The sequence below is a fragment of the Burkholderia aenigmatica genome (assembly GCF_048627025.1).
In the GTDB taxonomy this organism is placed as follows: Bacteria; Pseudomonadota; Gammaproteobacteria; order Burkholderiales; family Burkholderiaceae; genus Burkholderia; species Burkholderia aenigmatica.
In genome coordinates this window covers 838,201-857,209 of sequence record NZ_CP184469.1, presented here as the reverse complement: position 1 = coordinate 857,209, position 19,009 = coordinate 838,201, and the positions used below count along the sequence as shown (strand labels likewise).

General features: G+C 66.1%; 22 protein-coding genes. 12 read left to right on the top strand and 10 right to left on the bottom strand.

The window, feature by feature from the left end:
• Positions 1–20 precede the first annotated feature (20 nt).
• Positions 21–728, top strand: a complete 708-nt coding sequence (locus ACN8ZM_RS20990) for an MgtC/SapB family protein (protein ID WP_011354660.1) — start codon at positions 21–23, stop codon at positions 726–728.
• Between the two features lie 50 nt (positions 729–778).
• Here the strand turns inward: ACN8ZM_RS20990 and ACN8ZM_RS20985 are convergent, their stop codons facing one another.
• A complete protein-coding gene (locus ACN8ZM_RS20985) occupies positions 779–1,498 on the bottom strand; it encodes an autoinducer binding domain-containing protein (protein ID WP_420212257.1) in 720 nt (239 codons plus the stop codon).
• A gap of 73 nt (positions 1,499–1,571) precedes the next feature.
• Between ACN8ZM_RS20985 and ACN8ZM_RS20980 the strand changes: the two genes are divergently transcribed.
• The 3 genes from ACN8ZM_RS20980 (at position 1,572) to ACN8ZM_RS20970 (ending at position 3,650) form a co-directional block, all read left to right on the top strand.
• The gene (locus tag ACN8ZM_RS20980) at positions 1,572–2,015 is read left to right on the top strand and encodes a DUF4902 domain-containing protein (protein WP_205821766.1); all 444 of its coding nucleotides are present in this window, start codon (positions 1,572–1,574) and stop codon (positions 2,013–2,015) included.
• Positions 2,016–2,225: 210 nt separating this feature from the next.
• The gene (locus ACN8ZM_RS20975) at positions 2,226–2,834 is read left to right on the top strand and encodes an acyl-homoserine-lactone synthase (protein ID WP_043177453.1); all 609 of its coding nucleotides are present in this window, start codon (positions 2,226–2,228) and stop codon (positions 2,832–2,834) included.
• A gap of 51 nt (positions 2,835–2,885) precedes the next feature.
• A complete protein-coding gene (locus tag ACN8ZM_RS20970) occupies positions 2,886–3,650 on the top strand; it encodes a hypothetical protein (protein ID WP_420212256.1) in 765 nt (254 codons plus the stop codon).
• Between the two features lie 172 nt (positions 3,651–3,822).
• Here ACN8ZM_RS20970 and ACN8ZM_RS20965 read toward each other — a convergent pair whose 3' ends face one another.
• Positions 3,823–4,113, bottom strand: a complete 291-nt coding sequence (locus ACN8ZM_RS20965) for a hypothetical protein (protein ID WP_420212255.1) — start codon at positions 4,111–4,113, stop codon at positions 3,823–3,825.
• Between the two features lie 302 nt (positions 4,114–4,415).
• On the opposite strand from ACN8ZM_RS20965, the gene ACN8ZM_RS20960 reads away from it, so the two are divergent.
• Complete coding sequence (locus ACN8ZM_RS20960; protein WP_043177460.1) at positions 4,416–4,802, top strand: VOC family protein; 387 nt, start codon at positions 4,416–4,418, stop codon at positions 4,800–4,802.
• Positions 4,803–4,823: 21 nt separating this feature from the next.
• Here the strand turns inward: ACN8ZM_RS20960 and ACN8ZM_RS20955 are convergent, their stop codons facing one another.
• Together ACN8ZM_RS20955 and ribA are read right to left on the bottom strand one after the other, a co-directional pair.
• The gene (locus ACN8ZM_RS20955) at positions 4,824–5,390 is read right to left on the bottom strand and encodes a GNAT family N-acetyltransferase (protein ID WP_420212254.1); all 567 of its coding nucleotides are present in this window, start codon (positions 5,388–5,390) and stop codon (positions 4,824–4,826) included.
• A 150-nt stretch (positions 5,391–5,540) separates the two neighbouring features.
• Positions 5,541–6,191 carry a GTP cyclohydrolase II gene (gene ribA / locus ACN8ZM_RS20950; RefSeq protein WP_122947508.1) on the bottom strand — a complete coding sequence of 217 codons (651 nt, stop codon included), beginning with the start codon at positions 6,189–6,191 and terminating at the stop codon, positions 5,541–5,543.
• A 177-nt stretch (positions 6,192–6,368) separates the two neighbouring features.
• Between ribA and ACN8ZM_RS20945 the strand changes: the two genes are divergently transcribed.
• The gene (locus ACN8ZM_RS20945; RefSeq protein ID WP_021162297.1) at positions 6,369–6,830 is read left to right on the top strand and encodes a CBS domain-containing protein; all 462 of its coding nucleotides are present in this window, start codon (positions 6,369–6,371) and stop codon (positions 6,828–6,830) included.
• A gap of 154 nt (positions 6,831–6,984) precedes the next feature.
• Here the strand turns inward: ACN8ZM_RS20945 and ACN8ZM_RS20940 are convergent, their stop codons facing one another.
• Positions 6,985–7,314 (bottom strand): DUF4148 domain-containing protein, encoded by a 330-nt coding sequence (locus ACN8ZM_RS20940; RefSeq protein ID WP_043179606.1) that lies wholly within the window; start codon positions 7,312–7,314, stop codon positions 6,985–6,987.
• 512 nt (positions 7,315–7,826) lie between these two features.
• Between ACN8ZM_RS20940 and ACN8ZM_RS20935 the strand changes: the two genes are divergently transcribed.
• Positions 7,827–8,225: a GreA/GreB family elongation factor gene (locus ACN8ZM_RS20935; RefSeq protein WP_043179609.1), complete on the top strand. Its 399-nt coding sequence runs from the start codon at positions 7,827–7,829 to the stop codon at positions 8,223–8,225.
• A 177-nt stretch (positions 8,226–8,402) separates the two neighbouring features.
• Here the strand turns inward: ACN8ZM_RS20935 and ACN8ZM_RS20930 are convergent, their stop codons facing one another.
• The gene (locus ACN8ZM_RS20930) at positions 8,403–9,530 is read right to left on the bottom strand and encodes a porin (protein ID WP_043179611.1); all 1,128 of its coding nucleotides are present in this window, start codon (positions 9,528–9,530) and stop codon (positions 8,403–8,405) included.
• Between the two features lie 601 nt (positions 9,531–10,131).
• Here ACN8ZM_RS20930 and ACN8ZM_RS20925 point away from each other — a divergent pair.
• Positions 10,132–10,503, top strand: coding sequence for a YXWGXW repeat-containing protein (locus tag ACN8ZM_RS20925; RefSeq protein WP_080741464.1), 372 nt, complete (start codon positions 10,132–10,134; stop codon positions 10,501–10,503).
• 493 nt (positions 10,504–10,996) lie between these two features.
• Here ACN8ZM_RS20925 and ACN8ZM_RS20920 read toward each other — a convergent pair whose 3' ends face one another.
• Complete coding sequence (locus ACN8ZM_RS20920; RefSeq protein WP_043179613.1) at positions 10,997–11,383, bottom strand: winged helix-turn-helix transcriptional regulator; 387 nt, start codon at positions 11,381–11,383, stop codon at positions 10,997–10,999.
• A 329-nt stretch (positions 11,384–11,712) separates the two neighbouring features.
• Here ACN8ZM_RS20920 and ACN8ZM_RS20915 point away from each other — a divergent pair, with 329 nt between their 5' ends.
• From ACN8ZM_RS20915 to ACN8ZM_RS20900, 4 genes are all read left to right on the top strand, one after another.
• Positions 11,713–12,189, top strand: a complete 477-nt coding sequence (locus ACN8ZM_RS20915; protein ID WP_043179615.1) for a nuclear transport factor 2 family protein — start codon at positions 11,713–11,715, stop codon at positions 12,187–12,189.
• Between the two features lie 222 nt (positions 12,190–12,411).
• Positions 12,412–13,227 carry a helix-turn-helix transcriptional regulator gene (locus ACN8ZM_RS20910; protein ID WP_043179617.1) on the top strand — a complete coding sequence of 272 codons (816 nt, stop codon included), beginning with the start codon at positions 12,412–12,414 and terminating at the stop codon, positions 13,225–13,227.
• A gap of 149 nt (positions 13,228–13,376) precedes the next feature.
• Positions 13,377–13,535, top strand: coding sequence for a hypothetical protein (locus tag ACN8ZM_RS20905; RefSeq protein ID WP_420212253.1), 159 nt, complete (start codon positions 13,377–13,379; stop codon positions 13,533–13,535).
• A gap of 109 nt (positions 13,536–13,644) precedes the next feature.
• On the top strand, positions 13,645–15,270 hold the full coding sequence (locus ACN8ZM_RS20900; protein ID WP_420212252.1) for an amidohydrolase: 1,626 nt from the start codon (positions 13,645–13,647) through the stop codon (positions 15,268–15,270).
• Positions 15,271–15,289: 19 nt separating this feature from the next.
• On the opposite strand, the gene ACN8ZM_RS20895 is transcribed toward ACN8ZM_RS20900, so the two are convergent.
• The 3 genes from ACN8ZM_RS20895 to ACN8ZM_RS20885 all read right to left on the bottom strand — a co-directional run bounded on the left by ACN8ZM_RS20895 (position 15,290) and on the right by ACN8ZM_RS20885 (position 18,798).
• A complete protein-coding gene (locus ACN8ZM_RS20895) occupies positions 15,290–15,901 on the bottom strand; it encodes a cysteine hydrolase family protein (RefSeq protein ID WP_205821743.1) in 612 nt (203 codons plus the stop codon).
• A gap of 173 nt (positions 15,902–16,074) precedes the next feature.
• The gene (locus ACN8ZM_RS20890; protein ID WP_420212251.1) at positions 16,075–17,325 is read right to left on the bottom strand and encodes an MFS transporter; all 1,251 of its coding nucleotides are present in this window, start codon (positions 17,323–17,325) and stop codon (positions 16,075–16,077) included.
• Positions 17,326–17,481: 156 nt separating this feature from the next.
• Positions 17,482–18,798, bottom strand: a complete 1,317-nt coding sequence (locus ACN8ZM_RS20885) for an MFS transporter (RefSeq protein ID WP_420212250.1) — start codon at positions 18,796–18,798, stop codon at positions 17,482–17,484.
• Positions 18,799–19,009: the final 211 nt, after the last annotated feature.

Sequence of the window (19,009 nt, the reverse complement as noted above, 5' to 3'; positions counted from 1 at the left end):
CCTTGCACGGCAGGACAACCATGACTTTCGATTTCGCACTCCGTCTTTTCACCGCGTTCGCCTGCGGCGTCGCCATCGGCATCGAACGCCAGATGCGCCAGCGCACGGCCGGCCTGCGCACGATCACGCTCGTCGCGAGCGGCGCGTGCCTGTTCGTCACGCTCGGCGTGCTGACCGGTAACGGCGTCGCGGGCGTCACGCAGATCGCCGCGTACGTCGTGTCGGGCGTCGGCTTCCTCGGCGGCGGCGTGATCATGCGCGACAAGGGCTCGATCCAGGGCATCAACACCGCCGCGACGCTGTGGTGCTCGGCCGCCGTCGGCGTGCTGTCCGGTTCCGGCCATTACGTGCCGGCGCTCGCCGGCACCGGCGTCGTGCTGCTGACCAATACGCTGCTGCGCAGCGTCAGCCAGGCGATCAACGCGACGCCTGTATCAAACGCCGATCTCGTGCGCGAATACCAGATCACCGTGATCTGCCTGGCCTCCGACGAAGTGCACATCCGTACGCTGCTGTCGAACTCGATGTACGCGAAGCCGCTGTCGTTCCAGAGCCTCACGAGCGAGGACGTGCCCGACCAGCCGGACCGGCTGAAGGTGACCGCGACCCTGAAGCTGCATCCGAAGGATCAGCAGAAGCTCGAGCAGATCGCGAGCCGGATGAGCATGGAGAAGAGCATTTCCAGCGTGAGCTGGACCGCGAAGGAAGCGGAGCCGATGATGGAGTGAGCGGCCTGGCGGCAGCCGCGTTTCGCGCCGCCGCCCGCCCTCGTGCCCTGTCAGGGGGTCTCGATCAGCCCGGCCGAGATTGCCTTGACGACCGCCTGGACCTTGTTCGTCGCACCCAGCTTCTCGAGGATGTTGTTGACGTGGAAGTTGACCGTCCGTTCCGAGATGCTGAGGATCTGGCCGATTTCGCACGCGGTCTTGCCCTCGGCCGTCCAGCACAGCACCTCGCGCTCGCGCGCGGTCAGCGTGACGCCCGCCGCCGGCGCCAGCTTCGGCACCATGAAGCGGCTCATCAGCGAGTGCGACAGGTTCGCGAGCCAGTTCGTCTGCAGCGTCAGCATGTTGATTTCCGCCGATGTCAGCCGGTCGGCATGGCGGGCGATGCTCAGCAGGCCGAACGCGCCGCGGGCCGCCCAGCTCGACTGCGCGACCCCCACCGACAGCCCGAAATCGCGCGCGTCCTGCCACAGCGGGCACGGCTCGATCCGGTCGACGTCCGGCCAGACGATCATGTTGGTACTGAGCGCGCCGTCGCGCACCGTCGAATCGATCTCGATGTAGTTCTGCGCCTGGTAGTGCGCCATCCAGCCGTCCGGATAGGTATCGAAGATCGCGACCGACGGCTTCGATACGGGCAACGGCACGCGAATACCGTAGCAGCAGTATTCGAATCCCAGCCGTTTGGAATAGGCGGCGATCCGCTGGAAGAGCTGCTGCTCGTCTTCCGCGGCGCTGAATTGTTGGTAGGCATCCTGCCAGCGCAGTTCCATTCATTCTCCGACAACGACACGCTGTCATACTTGTCAGGTTCCAGCACCCGTTCGAGGCTGATACATTCCGCGCATGACTTCACCTTTGCTGCACCCGGTCCCCGGCCCGTCCCCGGACGGCTACGTACGCCTGTCAGAAGGCGCACTGGCCGCGCTTGCGCTCGACCATGTCGCAAGCGGCCTCGACGCATCGCTGCTTGCGGAACTGCACGACAGCGCCATCGACGCACGCCTTGCCGGCTATACCGAATGGCATCGCCCGGCCCATACCGGCGTCGCTTACGTGACGGTCGGCTGGGACTGGTATCTCGACCGCGCGACGGGCACGTTCGTGATCGCGGGCAGCGACGTCCGCAGCAACGTGATGGCCGTCGACGCCACGGGCGCCGACATCGGCATGTTCCGCACGGCCGCCGCGCTCGCCGCGCGGCTTGCGTCCATCGACTGGCCCGCCGCCGTCGCGTCGGCCCTGCTCGGGCACAACGACGCCTATCATGCCGGGCCGACGCTCCAGTGACAACTGGCCGCGCATTCCTCTGACGATTTCCGCGATGCTGGCGCTCTTTATAAGCAAAAGCGGCTCGGTTTTCAATCCCGTTGATCAAGAAACCGATACCACGTCCTGAACGGCGCCCTTTCGCCGTCACCCTGTAAGAGTTACCAGTTACAGCCCCCTCGTGCTGCGCGATGTAATGCACGGATACAAAAGCACAGATCCGAGGACACCATGCGGACCTTCGTTCACGAGGAAGGGCGGTTGCCACACGAACTTGCAGCGGATCTCGGGCGCTATCGGCGCCGTGTGTTCGTCGAGCAGCTCGGTTGGGCGCTCCCGTCGGCGAACGAATGTTTCGAGCGCGACCAGTTCGATCGCGACGATACCGTTTACGTGTTCGCGCGAAACGCCGGCGGCGACATGTGCGGATGTGCGCGCCTGCTGCCGACGACGCGCCCGTATCTGCTGAAGTCGCTGTTCGCCGACCTGATCGCCGAAGACATGCCGCTGCCGCAATCGGCCGCCGTCTGGGAGCTGTCCCGGTTCGCGGCAACCGACGACGAAGGCGGGCCGGGCAATGCCGAATGGGCCGTGCGCCCGATGCTCGCGGCCGTCGTCGAATGCGCGGCGAAGCTTGGCGCGCGGCAGTTGATCGGCGTGACGTTCGCAAGCGTTGAGCGGCTGTTCCGCCGGATCGGCATACACGCGCACCGCGCAGGCTCGCCGAAGCAGGTGGACGGACGTCTGGTGGTCGCGTGTTGGATCGACATCGATCCGCAAACGTTTGCTGCACTAGGAATCGAGCCGGGGCAGGCCGCCCGGCAAGCCATCGCCGCCTGAGCCGGAACGCGCGTTTCGGTCCGGGCGGTATCGTAACGAAGGAGAATCAACGTGGACCAGTCCCAGGTCTTTCGCGCGATGATGCCCGGGTTGACGAGCGTCAACGGCGCCCGCATCGCGGTCGCCTACCCGTCGTTTCCCCGGCCGCTGCCGCTCGTGCGGCTCGACCGCCGCGGCCTCGTGTTCCGTGCCGCCGGCGCCGCGCCGCTCGTGTGCGGGCTGCCGCGTGCGGCGACGCTGCTGGTCGCGGACGAGCCGCTCTGCTCGCTGCGCCTCGTGATCCGCGACATCGCGCCGGCCGGCGACGGCCGGCATGACCTGACGATGCAGCCGTCCGGCGCCGCTGGCGACGAATTGCTGTGGCATGCGTTGCGCGATCGCGAGCCCTACCGCCGGATTCGGCACCCGCTCGCGCCCGTCGACACGTCCATGGCCACCGACAGCGAACCGCACGCATCGGCCAGCGAAGCCGGTTCGCGCCCGTCGCGCAGCGCGGCCTTCCGGCTGCCGTGCCACAGCGACGCGCTGTTCTTTGCCGACTGGCTCGAATATCACTTCGACGAACTGCGCGCGCTGTCACAACAGCACGGGCCGCAACTGCAGCTCAACCAGCTCGAGCGACAGGTCGCCGACGACGAGGTTGGCGTGCGCTTCGTCTACGACATCGACGGGCACGCGACACGGCACGCGCTGACCGACTGCGCGCGCGAGGCCTGTGCATGGATCGAGACGGAGATGCGCGACAAGTTCGCGTTGCCTGTCGCGCAGGAGCGGTTCAGCGCGTTCGCGGCGCACGCGCGGGCAGGCGCCATGTGAGTGCGGCGCAACAAAAAGTTGTATCGATACAACTAGGGCTTGCCATGGGTCGGGTTTTCCCTTAAATTTACGTCTGTCTCCTCCATGTCTCCAAACATGGATTCAGCCCGCTCAATGTAGCGGGCTTTTTCTTGCCTGCTCGAATTGCGGGGACACATCCCCTCCGCCCCGCCTAACCCGCCGGGTACACACCGATCGGTCGCAGCCAGTAGTGGTGCACCGCAAATATCAGCGCGACTCCCCCGACCACTGCCAGCAGCAGGTACAGCCACCCCTTTCTGGTTGTCGGCAGGTCCGCCAGCGCACTCACGTCGCCCGTCAAGGCCGCCAGCGCAGCCAAGCCGAGTCCGAGCAGCAGCATCGTCCCCTTGGCCACCCATCCAAAGGCAAGCTCCAGCACGCCCGACCATCGCGCCTGGCGATAAGGGCCGGCAACCGGCCGACGGAGATCGGGCTTACTCATTCACGATCTCTCGTCCGGGATGCGTGCATCCGTCCGTCGATCGACAGGCTGACGCCAAAGCGGAACTTCGAAGGTTGTCCGGACAAGCACTCGCCGCATCGGGGCGAGTGCAGTGGCTTTGGATCGGCAGCGTCATGTTTTTTCTTTCGCGAGACGAGGTTCGACGGTTCGATTCGTTTGGCCGGAACGCGCTCATATCGTTCAATACGACGAGCATGCGCCGGGCGCGCTCCGTTCACCTCGCGCAATCCGGATCGGCCGGCTTATCATTGACCGGCCCGCCACTCACCTCCGAGGCCATCTTGCACGCCCATCTGCGCATTGCCCGCCCGGTCAGCAACCTCACCCGCACCGAGCGCATGTATCGCGAAGCCCTCGATTTGTCCGTTCTTGCCCGCTTTGAAGATCACGACGGCTTTTCCGGCGTGATGCTCGGACGCGACGGCCTCGACTATCACTTCGAATTCACGCACTGCCCCGACCATCCGATCGCGCCGTCGCCGACGCCCGAAGACCTGATCGTGTTCTACCTGCCCGATCGGCCGGAATGGGAAGCCGCCTGCGCGCGCGCCACAGCGCATGGCTTCATGCCCGTCACATCGTTCAATCCTTACTGGGAAATATCCGGCCAGACCTTCGAAGATGCCGACGGCTACCGGATCGTGCTGCAGAACGGCACGTGGCGCTGACACGCGAATACGCGTGAGCCGTTACGCGCCGGCCAGGCCGGCGGCGCGAGCGGCATACACGACGTGCCGACGCAGCGCGTGACCTTCCGGCAACGCAGGATGGTCGAAGTCGCGCGCGGGCTGGCGCTGCATGCCGAGCCGCTGCATCACGTGCTGCGATCGCAGGTTGGTGTCGGCGGTCCACGCGAAGATCTCGCCGAGCCCGATCCGGCCGAACCCGTCGGCCAGTGCGGCAGCGGCCGCTTCGGCGACGTAGCCATGCCCCCATGCGTGGCGAGCCTGCCGCCACATGATCTCGACGCACGGCGCCATCGGATGCGTTGCACGCACTTCGTGCGACAGACCGCACACCCCGATCAACATCGCGTCGGCGCGGCGCTCGACCGCCCACGGGCCGAAACCGTGTGCATCGAAATGCGCGTCGAAGCGCGCGATGACGTCGCTCGCCTCGTCAACGGACATCGGGCCGCGCGCGAGCCACGCGGTCATGTCCGGATCCGCATGCATTGCCGACAGCGCGTCCGCATCCGCCGACTGCCAGCGACGCAGCGTCAGACGCTCGGTTTCGATCTTCGACGGTGTGGACATGGAGGATACGGATCGTTCAGGCGGCGTAATGCAAGCGCCGTCACAAACCCGAAAGCGGAAAGGACGAAGGGGAAGTCGGGATCGTCGCTTCTGCCGGCGACGATCCAGGGAGCAGATAACGAGAAACGGGCGCCGGCGCGCCCGCGGGGATTACTCGTTCTCTTCGAAGTAATGCCCGAACTTCACCTGCTTCGTGCGGATATAACGCTCGTTTTCCTCGCGCACGGGCACCGCAAGCGCCACGCGCTCGCAGACGGGAATGCCGTGCTTCGCGAGCGTGTCGAACTTTGCCGGGTTGTTGCTCATCAGCCGCACCGACGTCACGCCGAGGATCCTGAGGATCGCGGCGGCCGAGTCGTATTCGCGGGCGTCGTCGGGCAGGCCGAGGTCGAGGTTCGCCTCGACGGTGTCCCGCCCCTGCTCCTGCAGTGCGTACGCGCGGATCTTGTTGCTCAGGCCGATCCCGCGCCCTTCATGACCGCGCAGATACAGCAGCACGCCGCGGTCTTCGGCAGCGATGTAGCGCAACGCGAGATCGAGCTGCTCGCCGCAGTCGCAGCGGTACGAGCCGAACACGTCGCCGGTCAGGCATTCGGAATGCAGCCGCGTCAACACGGACTGCTCGCCGGCAACGTCGCCCATCACGAGCGCGAGATGTTCGGCATCGCTGCCCGATACGCGAAACGCGTATGACTTGAACGTACCGTAGCGCGTGGGCAGCGACGCGGTGGCGACGAGTGTCACGCACTCGTCGGCTTGGCCGTTGCCCGGCGTGGGCGATTGGGGACGCGAAGACATCATGAATTCAATCGAAACGTTCAGGAATGTAGGAGTTGTGTGGATAGTGCGTGACGGGAGTTTACCGCTAATCTGGAATCGTCACGCGACTGCCGCCACCTGCGCGGCTATACTGGGCTCGTCGGGTGACACGCATCACGCCCTGCCAGCCCAGCATCGACCTGCACACGGAGAAAGCGAATGAGCACGACTGTCGCGCAGATTCTCAAGGCCAAGCCGGATTCGGGCCGCACCATCTACACCGTCACAAAGACCGATCTCGTCTACGACGCCATCAAGCTGATGGCGGAAAAGGGCATCGGCGCGCTGCTGGTCGTGGACGGCGACGACATCGCGGGCATCGTCACAGAGCGCGACTACGCGCGCAAGGTCGTGCTGCAGGATCGCTCGTCGAAGGCCACTCGTGTCGAAGAAATCATGACGGCAAAGGTGCGCTACGTCGAACCCTCGCAATCCACCGACGAGTGCATGGCGCTGATGACCGAGCACCGGATGCGCCACCTGCCCGTCCTCGACGGCGGCAAGCTGGTCGGCCTCATCTCGATCGGTGACCTCGTCAAGAGCGTGATCGCCGATCAGCAGTTCACGATCAGCCAGCTTGAACACTATATCCACGGCACGCCTGCGGTCACGTCCGCCTGACCCGCTCCAGCAAAAAAGGCCCAAACGCGTGAGCGTCTGGGCGGAAAGCCGCCGGAATGCGGCGACGGAGGTTCTGCTCCTGCGGGCGGATGACGCGCGCAACTGGCGCGCGTCTCGTCGAATAAGCGGTGCGCTCGGGCAGACCCGGGGACGATCAGTTGCCGAAGTAGACCGAGTTCACGGGATTCGGTGCTTCACGCGTCATGCGACGGCCGGCTTGCGCGGCACCCGTCGCGACGGCACCGTAGCCACTCGTATCGGCATGCGCGAGCATCGGCTGATTCGGTTGAATGCGTTGTTCGGCGGCCTGGATGTTGTCCGGATACTGCGAATCGCTCGCCAGCGGCTTGTAGCCGTTCTGTTCGAGTTGCACGAGCTCGGCCTTGACCTGGTCGCGGGTCAGCCCCTGCTCGGACTGGGCAAACGATGCGATCGGGGCGGCAAGGACGGATGCGGCGATGGCTGCGTAGATGATCGACTTCATGATTTACCTCCGGAATATGTTCTCTTATGGCGTCGCCTCGGCAGGACTGTCTGAAGCGATTGAATCCAGTGTAGTTCTCGCCACTCCAAGGGGAAACCCTTAGTTTGAACATACAGCGTTGCGATTTCGACAAAAATCACCGGCTTTTCCCGGCTGATATCGCGCCAACTTGCTTCACTCGCACAACAATCGCTGACGAATTGCCGACAGCCAAATCACATATCCCGAAGGTTGTGTTGTAGAATCGTAAGGTTTTATACGTCAATCGACCTTCCATTCACCATGTACGCGCTCACGCCCCTTTCGGTTTCGCCGTCCGGCCCGGCCGGCGTGCGCGCGCGCGCCGGTCATCCGGCGCATCCCCTCGCTCGACGCACGGCCCAGGCGCCGCTCGCCCCTGCCCGGCGCCTGATCTGACGGCTCGGTCTCCTCCCGGAGCCAGGTCAGACAGGCTCCGGGCGATCCTCATAGGCACGCCACGCCTGCCCCTGCCGATCATTTGGAGAACTGCCATGAAACAACGCCTTTACCAGTTGACCGAACTCGACGTCGCTCGCCTCGAGAAGCACGCCGAACACAACCCGCGCTTCCAGACGATGCTCGATACGCTGCTCGAACGCGCCGACATCGTCCAGCCCGACGCCATCAAGGCGAACGTCGTCACGATGAACTCGCAAATCACGCTGCTCGACGAAGCGACCCAGGAACAAGCCACCTGGACGATTGTTTATCCGGATGCTGCCAATCTCGAGCACGGCCGCCTGAACGTCTTCTCGCCCGTCGGCATGGCACTGCTGGGCACCCAGCGTGGCCAGATGGTCAAGGTGATGCAGCCGAGCGGCGCCGAAAAGTTGATGAAGGTCGCCGCGATCGTGTTCCAGCCGGAAGCCAACGGCGAATACACACGCTGACGCCACCTGCCGCCGGCACCGCGCCGCAACGGCGCTCAACGAAAAAAGCGAGGCACAGGCCTCGCTTTTTTGCATCCGGACGATGCGAATCGCCGGCATCACATTCCGCAGACGAAAAAAAAGGCGCCCGAAGGCGCCTTTTTCGATGCTGCGTAGCGGGTTACCCCGCCGTCACGCTTAGAAGCGGTGACGCAGACCAACCGTTGCTGCGGTTTGGTTGATCGACGAGCTCGGCAGCGTGTTGATGTCGCCGTTGTAGATCGATGCGCCAACGCCGTTCTTCGCTGCACGCTGGTACACAGCTTGTGCGTAGACGTCCGTGCGCTTCGACAGTGCGTAGTCAGCTTGCAGACCGAACTGGTTCCAGTGCGTGCTGCCGTTGTTGATCTTCGCGTTCGTGTACGTGTAAGCAGCGCCCAGGCCGAGAGCCGGCGTCAGGTTGTACTTTGCGTTGACTTCGTAGTTGTCGGTGCGAACCGAACCCGTGCCAACTGCATTGTTGTCCAGACGTGCTTGCGTCCATGCAGCGCCGACTTGTGCCGGGCCGAATGCATAACCAGCAGCAGCACCGTACGTGCGGACGCGGCCTTGGCTAGCGATGCCACCGATTGCCGACGACGTTGCGCCGTTACCGTTGGAACCGTCACCCAGGTTTGCTTGCGAGTATGCAGCAGCCAGCTTCAGACCTTGGAACTGGTATGCAGCACCCGCGCTGTATGCACGGTTGTTGCCGAAGTTCGTGTTGTTCGAGAACGAGTACGTGCCGCCGAATTGCAGGCCAGCGTAGTTCGCGCTCGTGAACTTGACCGTGTTGTTCGATGCGACATCGCCGTTCGTGCTCAGGCGGTCGAGGTTCAGCGGGTGCGCGAAGTACGTGCCGCCCCACGAACCCGTTGCCGTCAGCGGCGCCAGGTAGTCTTGCGTTGCGTCATACTGCTTACCCAGCGTGACCGTGCCGTACTGGCTCGACAGGCCGACGAAAGCTTGACGGTTGAACATGCCGCCGTTGTTGCCCAGCTTGCCGTTACCGATGCCGAAGCCGCTTTCCAACGTGAAGATTGCCTTCAGGCCGCCACCGAGGTCTTCCGAACCACGCAGGCCGAAACGGCTTTGGTCGATACCCGAGCCCATCGACCACAGCGACTTGCCGTTCACCGGCTTGCCAGCTGCGTTAACGCCCGTTGCGACGTTGCTTTGGTAGGTGATGCCTGCGTCCAGCACGCCGTACAGCGTGACGCTGCTTTGCGCGTGAGCGACGGTAGCGAACGATGCTGCAGCTGCTGCAACGATCAGAGTCTTGTTCATTCGTGGAGCTCCCTTCTAAAAAGAGGCAGGTCTCGCGACCTTGTTCATAAACGGTCTGCAACCGCCCGGGAGCGCCATCGATCCTGCTGGCCGCGCCCGGATAGTTGCCCGTTTGGGAACCGTGAGTTTAGGGGTGTACCCTAGGCGAGCGATCCGCAAATAAAGAAATAAGCTTTTCCAGAACTAGAAATAATAGAAATGGGGCCGCGTTATAAGTATTTGTTTTGACGTTTGTTTTTGACTTCTTGACGGGGGTTTTTTGGAGGCTTCCATCGCATCATTCTTTCATGTCATCGTCTTGACGGTTGCATAGAAACAACAAACGGATTCGGCAAGACACCCCGCAATCAGTAAATTTTACCCGATTTAGCCTCGAATTCCAGGCTCCGGACACCTAAAACGCGTCCGTCAGCCAGTAAACAGGGCGCGACGTTCGTACAGCGGGCACCCCGATCAGTTGCTGAAACAGAAAGCCCCCCCGCCCATCAGCGGTTAACCCGCCCGCCGTGACACACCGTAACAGCCTTAACCGCTCGCGTAACCCGGCCGGCCGACTGGCAGGCTAACGTAAGGCAGCCTCGAATACAGAACAGGACACGCCATGAATCGACGCTCGTTGTTGCGCGCCATCGGATTGACCGCCGCCTTCGTCGGCACCGGCTGGCTGCGTGCCGCCTCGGCCCAGCCCGCGCCGCCCGCGTACCGGCCGCCCGGTCCGAACGGCGTACCCGGCGGGCCGCCCTATGGGGACCGCCCGGGCTTCGCGCCGCCAGCCGCCCGGCACGACCGCCGCCCGCCGCCACCACGGCCGCACGGCTATATATGGACGGACGGCTACTGGCGCTGGCAGCGTGGCCGCTATATATGGGTGTCCGGCCGCTGGGTCGCGCGGCGCCCCGGGCGCAGGTGGGTGCCCGGCTACTGGCGCCGTCAGGGGCCGACGTGGATCTACGTCGACGGTACGTGGCGATAGGCAAGCACCCGGCATCCGGCCGATGGCCGGCCCGGAACCGGGTGGCGCGGGCGAATCCGCGCCGTTCGACCCCGACATCGTGACGCCTGGCAGGCGCCTCCGCGAATCCTGCCCCACTCCGCCCCGATGCCGGCGCGCAAACCGGTGCCGAGGCGTCCGGTCACTCAACTTCGACCATCGACATGCCCGCCGACCTACGGCGCACCGCCCCGTCTCGACCGGATCCTGCCGCACCCGCCGTGCGCCATGCGGCGGAAAACCGCCGTTTCGGTCGCCCCCGCACCTGCCCTTGCAAACGGGGCGCCGCCAGCGCATGGCCGCATTCGGGACAAACGGAATACGCCGAAGCATCGACGATCCTGCCCATCCCGATCCAATCATTCGGATAACGAAATCATGCGGTGGCGATACACACGCAGTTTCGCCATGCCTCGTCGCATCGCCCCCGATCCGCAGCACGACACCCCTCGACAGGACAATGCGAGTGCCCCGCTCAGCGCCCGCCGCCCTCCAGCTCCCGTGCACGACGTCGCGCGGCGCAGATCGCGCGATGATGCTCGTCGGCCCACCGGATCATCGCCTGCATCGGCGTCAGGAACGAACGCCCGAGGTCGGTCAGCGCATATTCGACACGCGGCGGCACTTCGGCGAACAACGTGCGACTGACGAAGCCGTCCTGCTCGAGCCGCTTGAGCGTGCGCGACAGCATCTGGTTCGACACATCGCCGATCGCACGGCCCAGTTCATTGAAGCGCATCGTGCCGCCGGACAGCGCTTCGAGCACGAGCAGGCTCCACTGGTCGCCGATGCGGTCGAGCACATCGCGGATCGGGCACGGCTGATCGAGTTCGACGGTTTCATCGGCGGGCTGGAACGGCATGGCTGGATTCTCTTTGACGGGCAACGCACGGTCAGCGCGGTGTGACCTGTTCACACCGCGCTGACTTCTTGTGACGGGTTCGCGGCAACTGTACCATTCGATCGGCCCGACAGCCGCGCGGATTCGCCAGTTGAACGAAGCATGACGCCACCGCGCGGCCTCGCCCCGCCCATACCGTGACGTTACGGACCGGGCGGCGGATCCGTCGCGTCGATCAGGTACATGCATCCGCAACCAGGCCCCTTCGCCCGCCGATCGCCACGGCCGCGTCAACCCGCCGTCGCGCATCGCGCACCAACCCACGCTTCGTCAGACAAGGAACCCGCTACATGCCATCGCTCCGCTCCCCCGTTCGCGCCGTTGCCGCGCTCGTCCTGCTGGCCGCGTCGACGGCCGCGCTGGCGGCCGGCCCGGCCACCCGCGACCTGGCCGCCGAGGAAGCCAACCGCCAGCTCGTACTGACGTTCTACGACCGCTTCTTCAACAAGCACGAAGCGGTCGAGGCCGCCGCCGTCGTCGCGGACGACTACAAGCAGCACAACCCGCACGTGCCGGACGGCAAGAAGCCGTTCGTGTCGTACTTCGTCGGCGCCTTCCAGAAGAACCCGGCATCGCGCGCACGCATCGTGCGCAGCGCAACCGACGGCGACCTCGTCTACCTGCACGTGCACGCAACCGAGCGTCCGGGCGACCGCGGCGAAGCCGTCGTCGACATCTTCCGCGTGAAGGACGGCAAGATCGTCGAACACTGGGACGTGATCCAGCCGGTGCCCGAAACGGCCGCGAACGCGAACACGATGTTCTGACGCGCCGGGGCGAAACGCGGTGCGCAACGAAGCGCGCCGCCCGTCGACGGACGATCGGCCGCCCGCCGCGCAAGCGCACATGCCCCGCGGTGGCGAAGTCCCCTACAATCGAGCTTCGCCGCCGCGCCGGCCTCCGTCCCGCATGACCGCACCGCCGCCGGCGCGCCGTCGTATGCGAAGCACGGCCGGCACGGGCGGCCGTTCGCGAAGACGGTGTCAACGATGAGCCCCGCCCATATTTCCCTCAGCAATGCCGGCGACCTGGTCGCCAGCCTCGGCAGTCCGCAGTTTCCCGCCCGGCTTTGGGCGTGGCTGCGCGAAACCGTCGATCCGCAGTCCCATTACAGCGTCGCGACCCGCTACCGTCGCGACGCGCCGTCGCAATCGGTCGACAGCGTCGACGTGCTGTTCTTCGCGGGCGGCGACGATCCCGACGGCACGCGCCACGCGCTCGATCTGTATACACAGGGCGACTGGCGCACCGACACGCTGCTCCCGCATATCGAGCGTGCCACCGATTCGCAGCTCGTGTTCTCGTGCAACGAGGAAATCGACACGGCGACCGAATACGGCCGCCATTTCGCGCTCGGCGAACTCGGCGAAGACTGCACGCTGCTCGGCAGCGAGCGCGACTATGTCTATGCGTTCTCGCTGTTCCGCCGGCGCGGCCAGCCGTCCTATACGCTGGCCGAACTGGCGCTGCTGCGCCAGCTCGGCGATTTCGTGCTGCCGCTCCTGATCCAGCATGCGCGGCTCGCCCGCCTGACGCCGCGCTCGGACGACGGCGCACTGCTGCAGCGGTTCGAACAGCGCCTGTCGGCCAGCGGCGCGGCGCTGTCGCAGCGCGAACGGCTCGTGTGCCGCGCGGTGCTGCAAGGGCAACCGGTCCCGCAGATCGCCGATACGCTCGCGCTCAAGCCGAGCAGCGTGCGCACCTATCTCGGGCGCGCGCTCGCGAAGCTCGGCGTCGCGAACCGGGCCGGGCTGTTCGCGTGGTGCGTGACCGAAGAGGAAGCGCCGGAGGATCGCGGTCACTAGATGACGCTTCCGTATCGCTGCAACGCCCCCCGCCCCCGCCGCCTTTGTCGCGCCTTGTCCTCAAAACGATGACAGACAGTCGGCCGCCCCGCTCCTAGTATCTGACTCACCCGACGGCAGGAACGCGTCGGATATCACGGAGACACGGAATGCCGAATACCGGATGGACGCCGGCCTGCACGGCCGCGCGCGCGTCGCCCATCGACCTGCCGAGCCAGACCGGGCGGCGAGATCGGCATGACGCTCCGGCAACAGCCGGCCCGCTCCACGACGCATCGCCGCGCCTGCCGCGCCGCACCGGCACCTAGCCGCCCCCATCCCATTCCAACCCGACCGGGTTCACGCGACCGGACGAGCCACTCGGCCCGCCCGCCGGACACGTGCGCCCGTCGATCTGCCCCCATCCGGAGGAGACACATGCAACACGCCGATACCGTCTATCTGAACGGCCTGCTTTACACGGGCGACGCGCAGCGCCGCTTCGCGCAGGCGCTCGCCATCCAGGACGGCAAGATCGTCGCCGTCGGCCGCGACGACGACATCCGCCCGCTGGCCGGCCCCGCGACGCGCGTCGTCGACCTGGCCGGCAGGCTGATGCTGCCGGGCCTCATCGACGGCCACGTGCACCCGCTCGAAGGCCACCAGATCCTCGGCGACTTCGACCTGTCCGGCGTCAACGATCCCGACGCGATCCTGCAGCGCATCCGCGCATGCGCCGATGCGACGCCGGACCAACCGTGGGTCTATCTCGGCGGTGCCAACCTGGCCGCCTTCGGCGCGTATCCGACCCGCGAGCTGCTCGACCGGATCGTGCCCGACCGGCCGCTGCTCGTGGTCGGCTTCGACGTGCACAGCGGCTGCCTCAATACCAAAGGCCTCGAAGCGGCCGGCATCCACGCCGACACGCCCGATCCGGCCGGCGGCGTTTACGAGCGCGATGCGTCCGGCGCGCCGAACGGCGTCGTGCACGAAGCGGCGTTCTACCGCGTCTGCCCGATCATTCCGCAACTGAGCCCGGCCGGCTATCCGAAGTCGCTCGCGAAAGCGCACGCGATGGCGCACGGGTACGGCATCACCGGCTGGTTCGATGCGCGCGTCGAGGAAGCTGAACTCAAGGCTTATGCGGACGCGCAGCGCGCGGGCACGCTGAAGGCGTACATGAGCGCCGGCCTCTATGCGAACCCGCGCCGCGATCCGCGCGAGCAGATCGAGCGCTTTGCCAGATGGCGTCGCGAGTACGAATGCGACAACCTTCGCCTGCATACGGTGAAGATCTTCGTCGACGGCGTGCCCGAATCGAAAACTGCCGCGCTGCTCGAGCCGTACGCCGGCACCGACGACTGCGGCCTCGCGCTGTGGAGCCAGGACGCGCTGAACGAGATCTGCCTGCTCGCCGATACGGCCGGCTTCGACCTGCACTTCCACACGCTCGCCGACCGCGCGGTGCGCATGACGCTCGACGCGCTCGAATATGTCCAGATCCGCAACGGCATGCGCGACCGGCGCGCGCAGCTCGCGCACCTGCAGATCGTCGATCCGGCCGACATGAGCCGTTTCAACCGGCTCGGCGCGATCGCCAGCGTCCAGACACTCTGGACGGCCGCGCGCGAAGAACAGCAGCAACTCTATCGCGACCTGCTCGGCGCGGAACGCACCGCGCGCAACTATCCGTTCCGCAGCCTGCGCAACGCGGGCGCGATGCTCGCGGCCGGCTCCGACTGGTCGGTCAGCACGATGGACCCGATGCAGATCATCCAGACGGGTGTCACGCACCTGCTGATCGACCAGCCCGACAGCCCGCCGTGGAATCCGCACGAACGCCTCGACCTGCTCACGATGCTCGAAGCCTATACGGTCAACACCGCGTATGCGCTGCGCTTCGACGACTGCACGGGTTCGCTCGAAGCGGGCAAGGACGCGAGCTTCGCGATCCTCGACCGTAATCCGTTCGCGCACCCGGTCGAGACGTTCGCGCAAACCCGTGTGATCGAGACGTGCTTCCGCGGCGAAGTCGTGTACGCCGCACCGGGCTGGGCCGACTGAAGCACGCCCCCGGCGGCCGTCAGGCGATACCGAGCGCCAGCACCTGCTCGGTCGTCAGCACGTCGCCGAACGTGTCCGACAGCGCGGCCAGCGTCGCGCGATGGAGGTCGCGGTGCGATACCGTGCCGCCATCCGCGATGTCGAGGTCGCGCGTCGCACATGCGTCGTCGACGACGATCACCGCGTAGCCGAGCGGCACCGCATCGCGTGCCGCACCGGCGACGCATGCATGCGTCATCAGGCCCGTGACGATCAACGTGTCGATACCGGCCGCCTTCAGGCGCGCATCGAGGTCCGTCGTCGGGAACACGCTCACCGACGTCTTCTTCACCACCGTGTGATGCGGCGCCGGCTGCAGGTCCGCGTGGAAGCGGAAGCCGTCGCTGCCGTCCGCGAAGATCGGGCCGTCGGCCGCATCAACGTGCTGGACGTGAAACACCGGAATGCCCGCGCGGTCGGCGAACGCGATCACGCGCTGCGCATTACCCAGCGCGCGCGGCCCCTCCGGAATCGGCAGGCGGCCGCTGAAGTATTCATTCTGGAAATCGATCACCAGCAGCGCGGTGCGGGCGGCGGCGATCGACTTCGGCGCGCTCGCGCCCGCCAGGGTACGGATGGTCGGATGTTGCATGGGTCGCTCTCTCGGTTGGCTTATCGAAGGAACGGCGTGCCGGGCCAGCCGGCGCCGCCGGACGCGGCCCCGATACTCGTCGGCCGCGAGGCGCCAGTGTCGGGCCGCGCGGCCGCGCGCGACAGCGGCGCGCAGGACAACGTCCGACAGGATCGGGCCAACGTGCAAACCGCCTACGACAGCGCGGCCGTTCGCGCGCCCGGCTGCGTGCGGCCGTACGCGACCATCATCGCGAAGCTCAACAGGAAGCCCGCGCCGCCGATCAGCAGCAGGCCGATCTCGCCGAACACGGGCAGCAGGTTCGTGAGCGCGCCCGTCACGACCCACGCGACGGCCATCACCGAGCCCGCGACACCGAGCGCCCAGCCTTGGCGGTCTTCACTGACCGCGTCGGAAAACGCCGTATACATCGTCGTATACGCGACCATGTCGAAGCAGCCGACCACCATCGCGAGCGCCCACAGCACCGGCTCGTGCGGGACCAGCGCGGACAGGACCTGGCCGACGCCCGCGACAAGCAGGCCCGTCTTCGCGATGTCGACCACGCGCCACACGCGCAGCATCCGCCGCACGACGAACAGCAGGCCGAACACGAAGCAGAGGCCGATCACGCCGCTGAACAACCCGAGCCGCGCGCTCGTGTAGCCGAATTTCGCCTGCAGCAGCAGCATGATGGTCTGCAGGTAAAGCCCATAGCCGACCTGCATCAGGAAGAACACCACCGACAGGAACGCAACGTCGCGCTGGCGCGCGGCCTCCCCGATGATCCGCAGCGGCAGCAGCGGATCGATGCGCGTGTCGCCGCGCGGCGCGGCCGAATCGCGATACGACGCCCAGGTCCAGCACGCGCAGATCAGCGACAGCGCGGCAACCAGCACGAACGGCGTACCGTAATCGAACAGCGGTGAAATCGTGCGGTCGGACGTGACGCCGCCGAGCACCGGGCCGACGATCACGCCCGCGCTGAACGCGAGCGACATGATGCTCATGTTGACCGCCTTGTTCTCCGGCGTGCTCAGGTCGGTGATCGCGGCCTGCGCGATGCCCTGGCAACCGGCCATCAGCCCGGTGAGCCCGCGGCCGGCCAGCAGCAGCGCGACGCTCGCATGCCATGCGCCGGCCGCCATCATCGCGTAGCCGGCCGCGAGGCCGAGCAAGCACAGCAGCAGGATCCTGCGGCGGCCGTAACGATCGGACAGGTCGCCCATCAGCGACGAGCCGAAGAACATGCACAACGGGTAGATCCCGTAGCCGAGACCGAGGTAGAAATTGCGCGCGTGCGCACCGGTGTCGGCCGGCAGGATGCCCGCGTGCGGATCGCTGAAGATCGCGGACATCATCGGATAGACGAGCCCGAATCCCATCGCGTCGATCGCGATCGCGAGCAGGCAGGGGCCGAGCAACTTGTAATCGAGCCGGGACATGGCGACCTTCCGGACAGAGTGGATGATCGCCCAAGCGTATCGATCGGGCGGCGGCCGCGGTAGGCCGCCGCCCGCGATGCTAAGCATCGGCCGCGCCAATACCCTGCCTGCCGCCCGCGCCGATGGGGCGCCGGTGTGGGCGGCAGGCGATGCCCGCTATTTGACGCTCAACGGCTCGCCCTGAAACTGCCGGCGTGCGAGCACGCACGGCGCACCGTCATGCATGAACACGCTCGCGAGCAGCCCGAACGACGCCGCGAACAGCACGTACCACGCAGGTGCGACGGGCGATCCGCTCGCGTGCGTCAGCCACGTGACGATGAACGGCGCGAAGCCGCCGAACACCATCACTGCGACGTTGTAGGCGAGCGCGATGCCGGTCGAGCGCGAACGCGTCGCGAACTGCTCGGCGAGCGTGGTCGGCGCGGGTCCGTAGCAGATGCCGATGATCGTGCAGATCACGAGCTGCATCACGAGCAGGCGCCCGATGCCCGGCGCCGCAGCCAGCCACGTGAACAGCGGATACGTAACCGTCAGCAGCGCCAGCGAACCGGCGATCAGCACGGGACGCCGGCCGATGCGGTCGGACACGAGTGCGGCGACCGGAATCGTCACCGTCAGCAGCGCAACCGCCGCCATCTGCACCTTGAAGACCTGGTCGAGCGGCAGCCCGAAGGTCTTGTGCACGAACGTCGGCATGTTGACGAGCATCACGTAGAACACGGCCGTGCCGGTGATCGTCTGCCCCATCGACACCAGCACGCCGCGCAGGTTGTCGCGCAGCACGCGCGACACGCTCGCCGGCGGCTCGACGGCCGACTTGCTCGCGTCGAGGAACGCGTCGGTCTCCTCCATGTGCCGGCGGATCCACAGGCCGACCGGCCCGATCAGCAGCCCGAGCGCGAACGGCACGCGCCAGCCCCAGCTGTGCAGCGCCGCCTCCGATAGCGACTGCGTGGCCCACGCGCCCATCGCAGCGCCCGAGAACACTGCGAGACACTGGCCGATCAGTTGCCACGATCCATACAGCCCGCGCCGGTTCTCCGGCGCGCTTTCCACGAGGAACGCGGTCGCGCTCGCGTATTCACCGCCGGTGGCGAACCCCTGCAGCAGCCGCGCGAAGACGATCAGGACCGGCGCCGCCGGGCCGATCACCGCGTACGACGGCGCAAACGTGATCAGCGCGATCGACAGCGTCATCAGGAAGATGATGAGCTGCATCGCGGCCTTGCGGCCCTTGCGGTCCGCATAGAGCCCAAGCATGATGCCGCCCACCGGACGCATGAAGAAGCCGACGCCGAAGGTCGCGAGCGACATCAGCAACGACGCGTACTGGCTCTCGGCGGGAAAGAACAGCCGCGCGATGATGCCGGAGAAGAAACCGTAAACGATGAAGTCGTACCACTCGAGGGTATTGCCGACGACAGCGGCAACCACCTGCCGATGCCGCGCGTTCCGACGTGAGTCGTGCATGCTTGTCTCCTGCAGTCTCATGGCGCCGCGCCGCATGCGTGCCGTGTTCCGTGGCTGGCATGGGCGAACCGGCTGTTCGTATCGCCGGTCGATGAGGCACGGGCCCGCACCATCGAAACCTCGTGGTCCGCGCGCACGACCGGCGTGAAACGATCATAGGGACACCGAAAACCCGCATCAATTAACGCCCGCGGCGGATGATTAGCCGGAG

Bases quoted from the DNA above. Each gene is read 5' to 3' on its own strand.
- ACN8ZM_RS20990 (WP_011354660.1), top strand. From the start codon at position 21: ATGACTTTCGATTTCGCACTCCGTCTTTTCACCGCGTTCGCCTGCGGC.
- ACN8ZM_RS20985 (WP_420212257.1), bottom strand. From the start codon at position 1,498: ATGGAACTGCGCTGGCAGGATGCCTACCAACAATTCAGCGCCGCGGAA.
- ACN8ZM_RS20980 (WP_205821766.1), top strand. From the start codon at position 1,572: ATGACTTCACCTTTGCTGCACCCGGTCCCCGGCCCGTCCCCGGACGGC.
- ACN8ZM_RS20975 (WP_043177453.1), top strand. From the start codon at position 2,226: ATGCGGACCTTCGTTCACGAGGAAGGGCGGTTGCCACACGAACTTGCA.
- ACN8ZM_RS20965 (WP_420212255.1), bottom strand. From the start codon at position 4,113: ATGAGTAAGCCCGATCTCCGTCGGCCGGTTGCCGGCCCTTATCGCCAG.
- ACN8ZM_RS20955 (WP_420212254.1), bottom strand. From the start codon at position 5,390: ATGTCCACACCGTCGAAGATCGAAACCGAGCGTCTGACGCTGCGTCGC.
- ribA (WP_122947508.1), bottom strand. From the start codon at position 6,191: ATGATGTCTTCGCGTCCCCAATCGCCCACGCCGGGCAACGGCCAAGCC.
- ACN8ZM_RS20945 (WP_021162297.1), top strand. From the start codon at position 6,369: ATGAGCACGACTGTCGCGCAGATTCTCAAGGCCAAGCCGGATTCGGGC.
- ACN8ZM_RS20940 (WP_043179606.1), bottom strand. From the start codon at position 7,314: ATGAAGTCGATCATCTACGCAGCCATCGCCGCATCCGTCCTTGCCGCC.
- ACN8ZM_RS20935 (WP_043179609.1), top strand. From the start codon at position 7,827: ATGAAACAACGCCTTTACCAGTTGACCGAACTCGACGTCGCTCGCCTC.
- ACN8ZM_RS20930 (WP_043179611.1), bottom strand. From the start codon at position 9,530: ATGAACAAGACTCTGATCGTTGCAGCAGCTGCAGCATCGTTCGCTACC.
- ACN8ZM_RS20925 (WP_080741464.1), top strand. From the start codon at position 10,132: ATGAATCGACGCTCGTTGTTGCGCGCCATCGGATTGACCGCCGCCTTC.
- ACN8ZM_RS20920 (WP_043179613.1), bottom strand. From the start codon at position 11,383: ATGCCGTTCCAGCCCGCCGATGAAACCGTCGAACTCGATCAGCCGTGC.
- ACN8ZM_RS20915 (WP_043179615.1), top strand. From the start codon at position 11,713: ATGCCATCGCTCCGCTCCCCCGTTCGCGCCGTTGCCGCGCTCGTCCTG.
- ACN8ZM_RS20910 (WP_043179617.1), top strand. From the start codon at position 12,412: ATGAGCCCCGCCCATATTTCCCTCAGCAATGCCGGCGACCTGGTCGCC.
- ACN8ZM_RS20905 (WP_420212253.1), top strand. From the start codon at position 13,377: ATGCCGAATACCGGATGGACGCCGGCCTGCACGGCCGCGCGCGCGTCG.
- ACN8ZM_RS20900 (WP_420212252.1), top strand. From the start codon at position 13,645: ATGCAACACGCCGATACCGTCTATCTGAACGGCCTGCTTTACACGGGC.
- ACN8ZM_RS20895 (WP_205821743.1), bottom strand. From the start codon at position 15,901: ATGCAACATCCGACCATCCGTACCCTGGCGGGCGCGAGCGCGCCGAAG.
- ACN8ZM_RS20890 (WP_420212251.1), bottom strand. From the start codon at position 17,325: ATGTCCCGGCTCGATTACAAGTTGCTCGGCCCCTGCCTGCTCGCGATC.
- ACN8ZM_RS20885 (WP_420212250.1), bottom strand. From the start codon at position 18,798: ATGCACGACTCACGTCGGAACGCGCGGCATCGGCAGGTGGTTGCCGCT.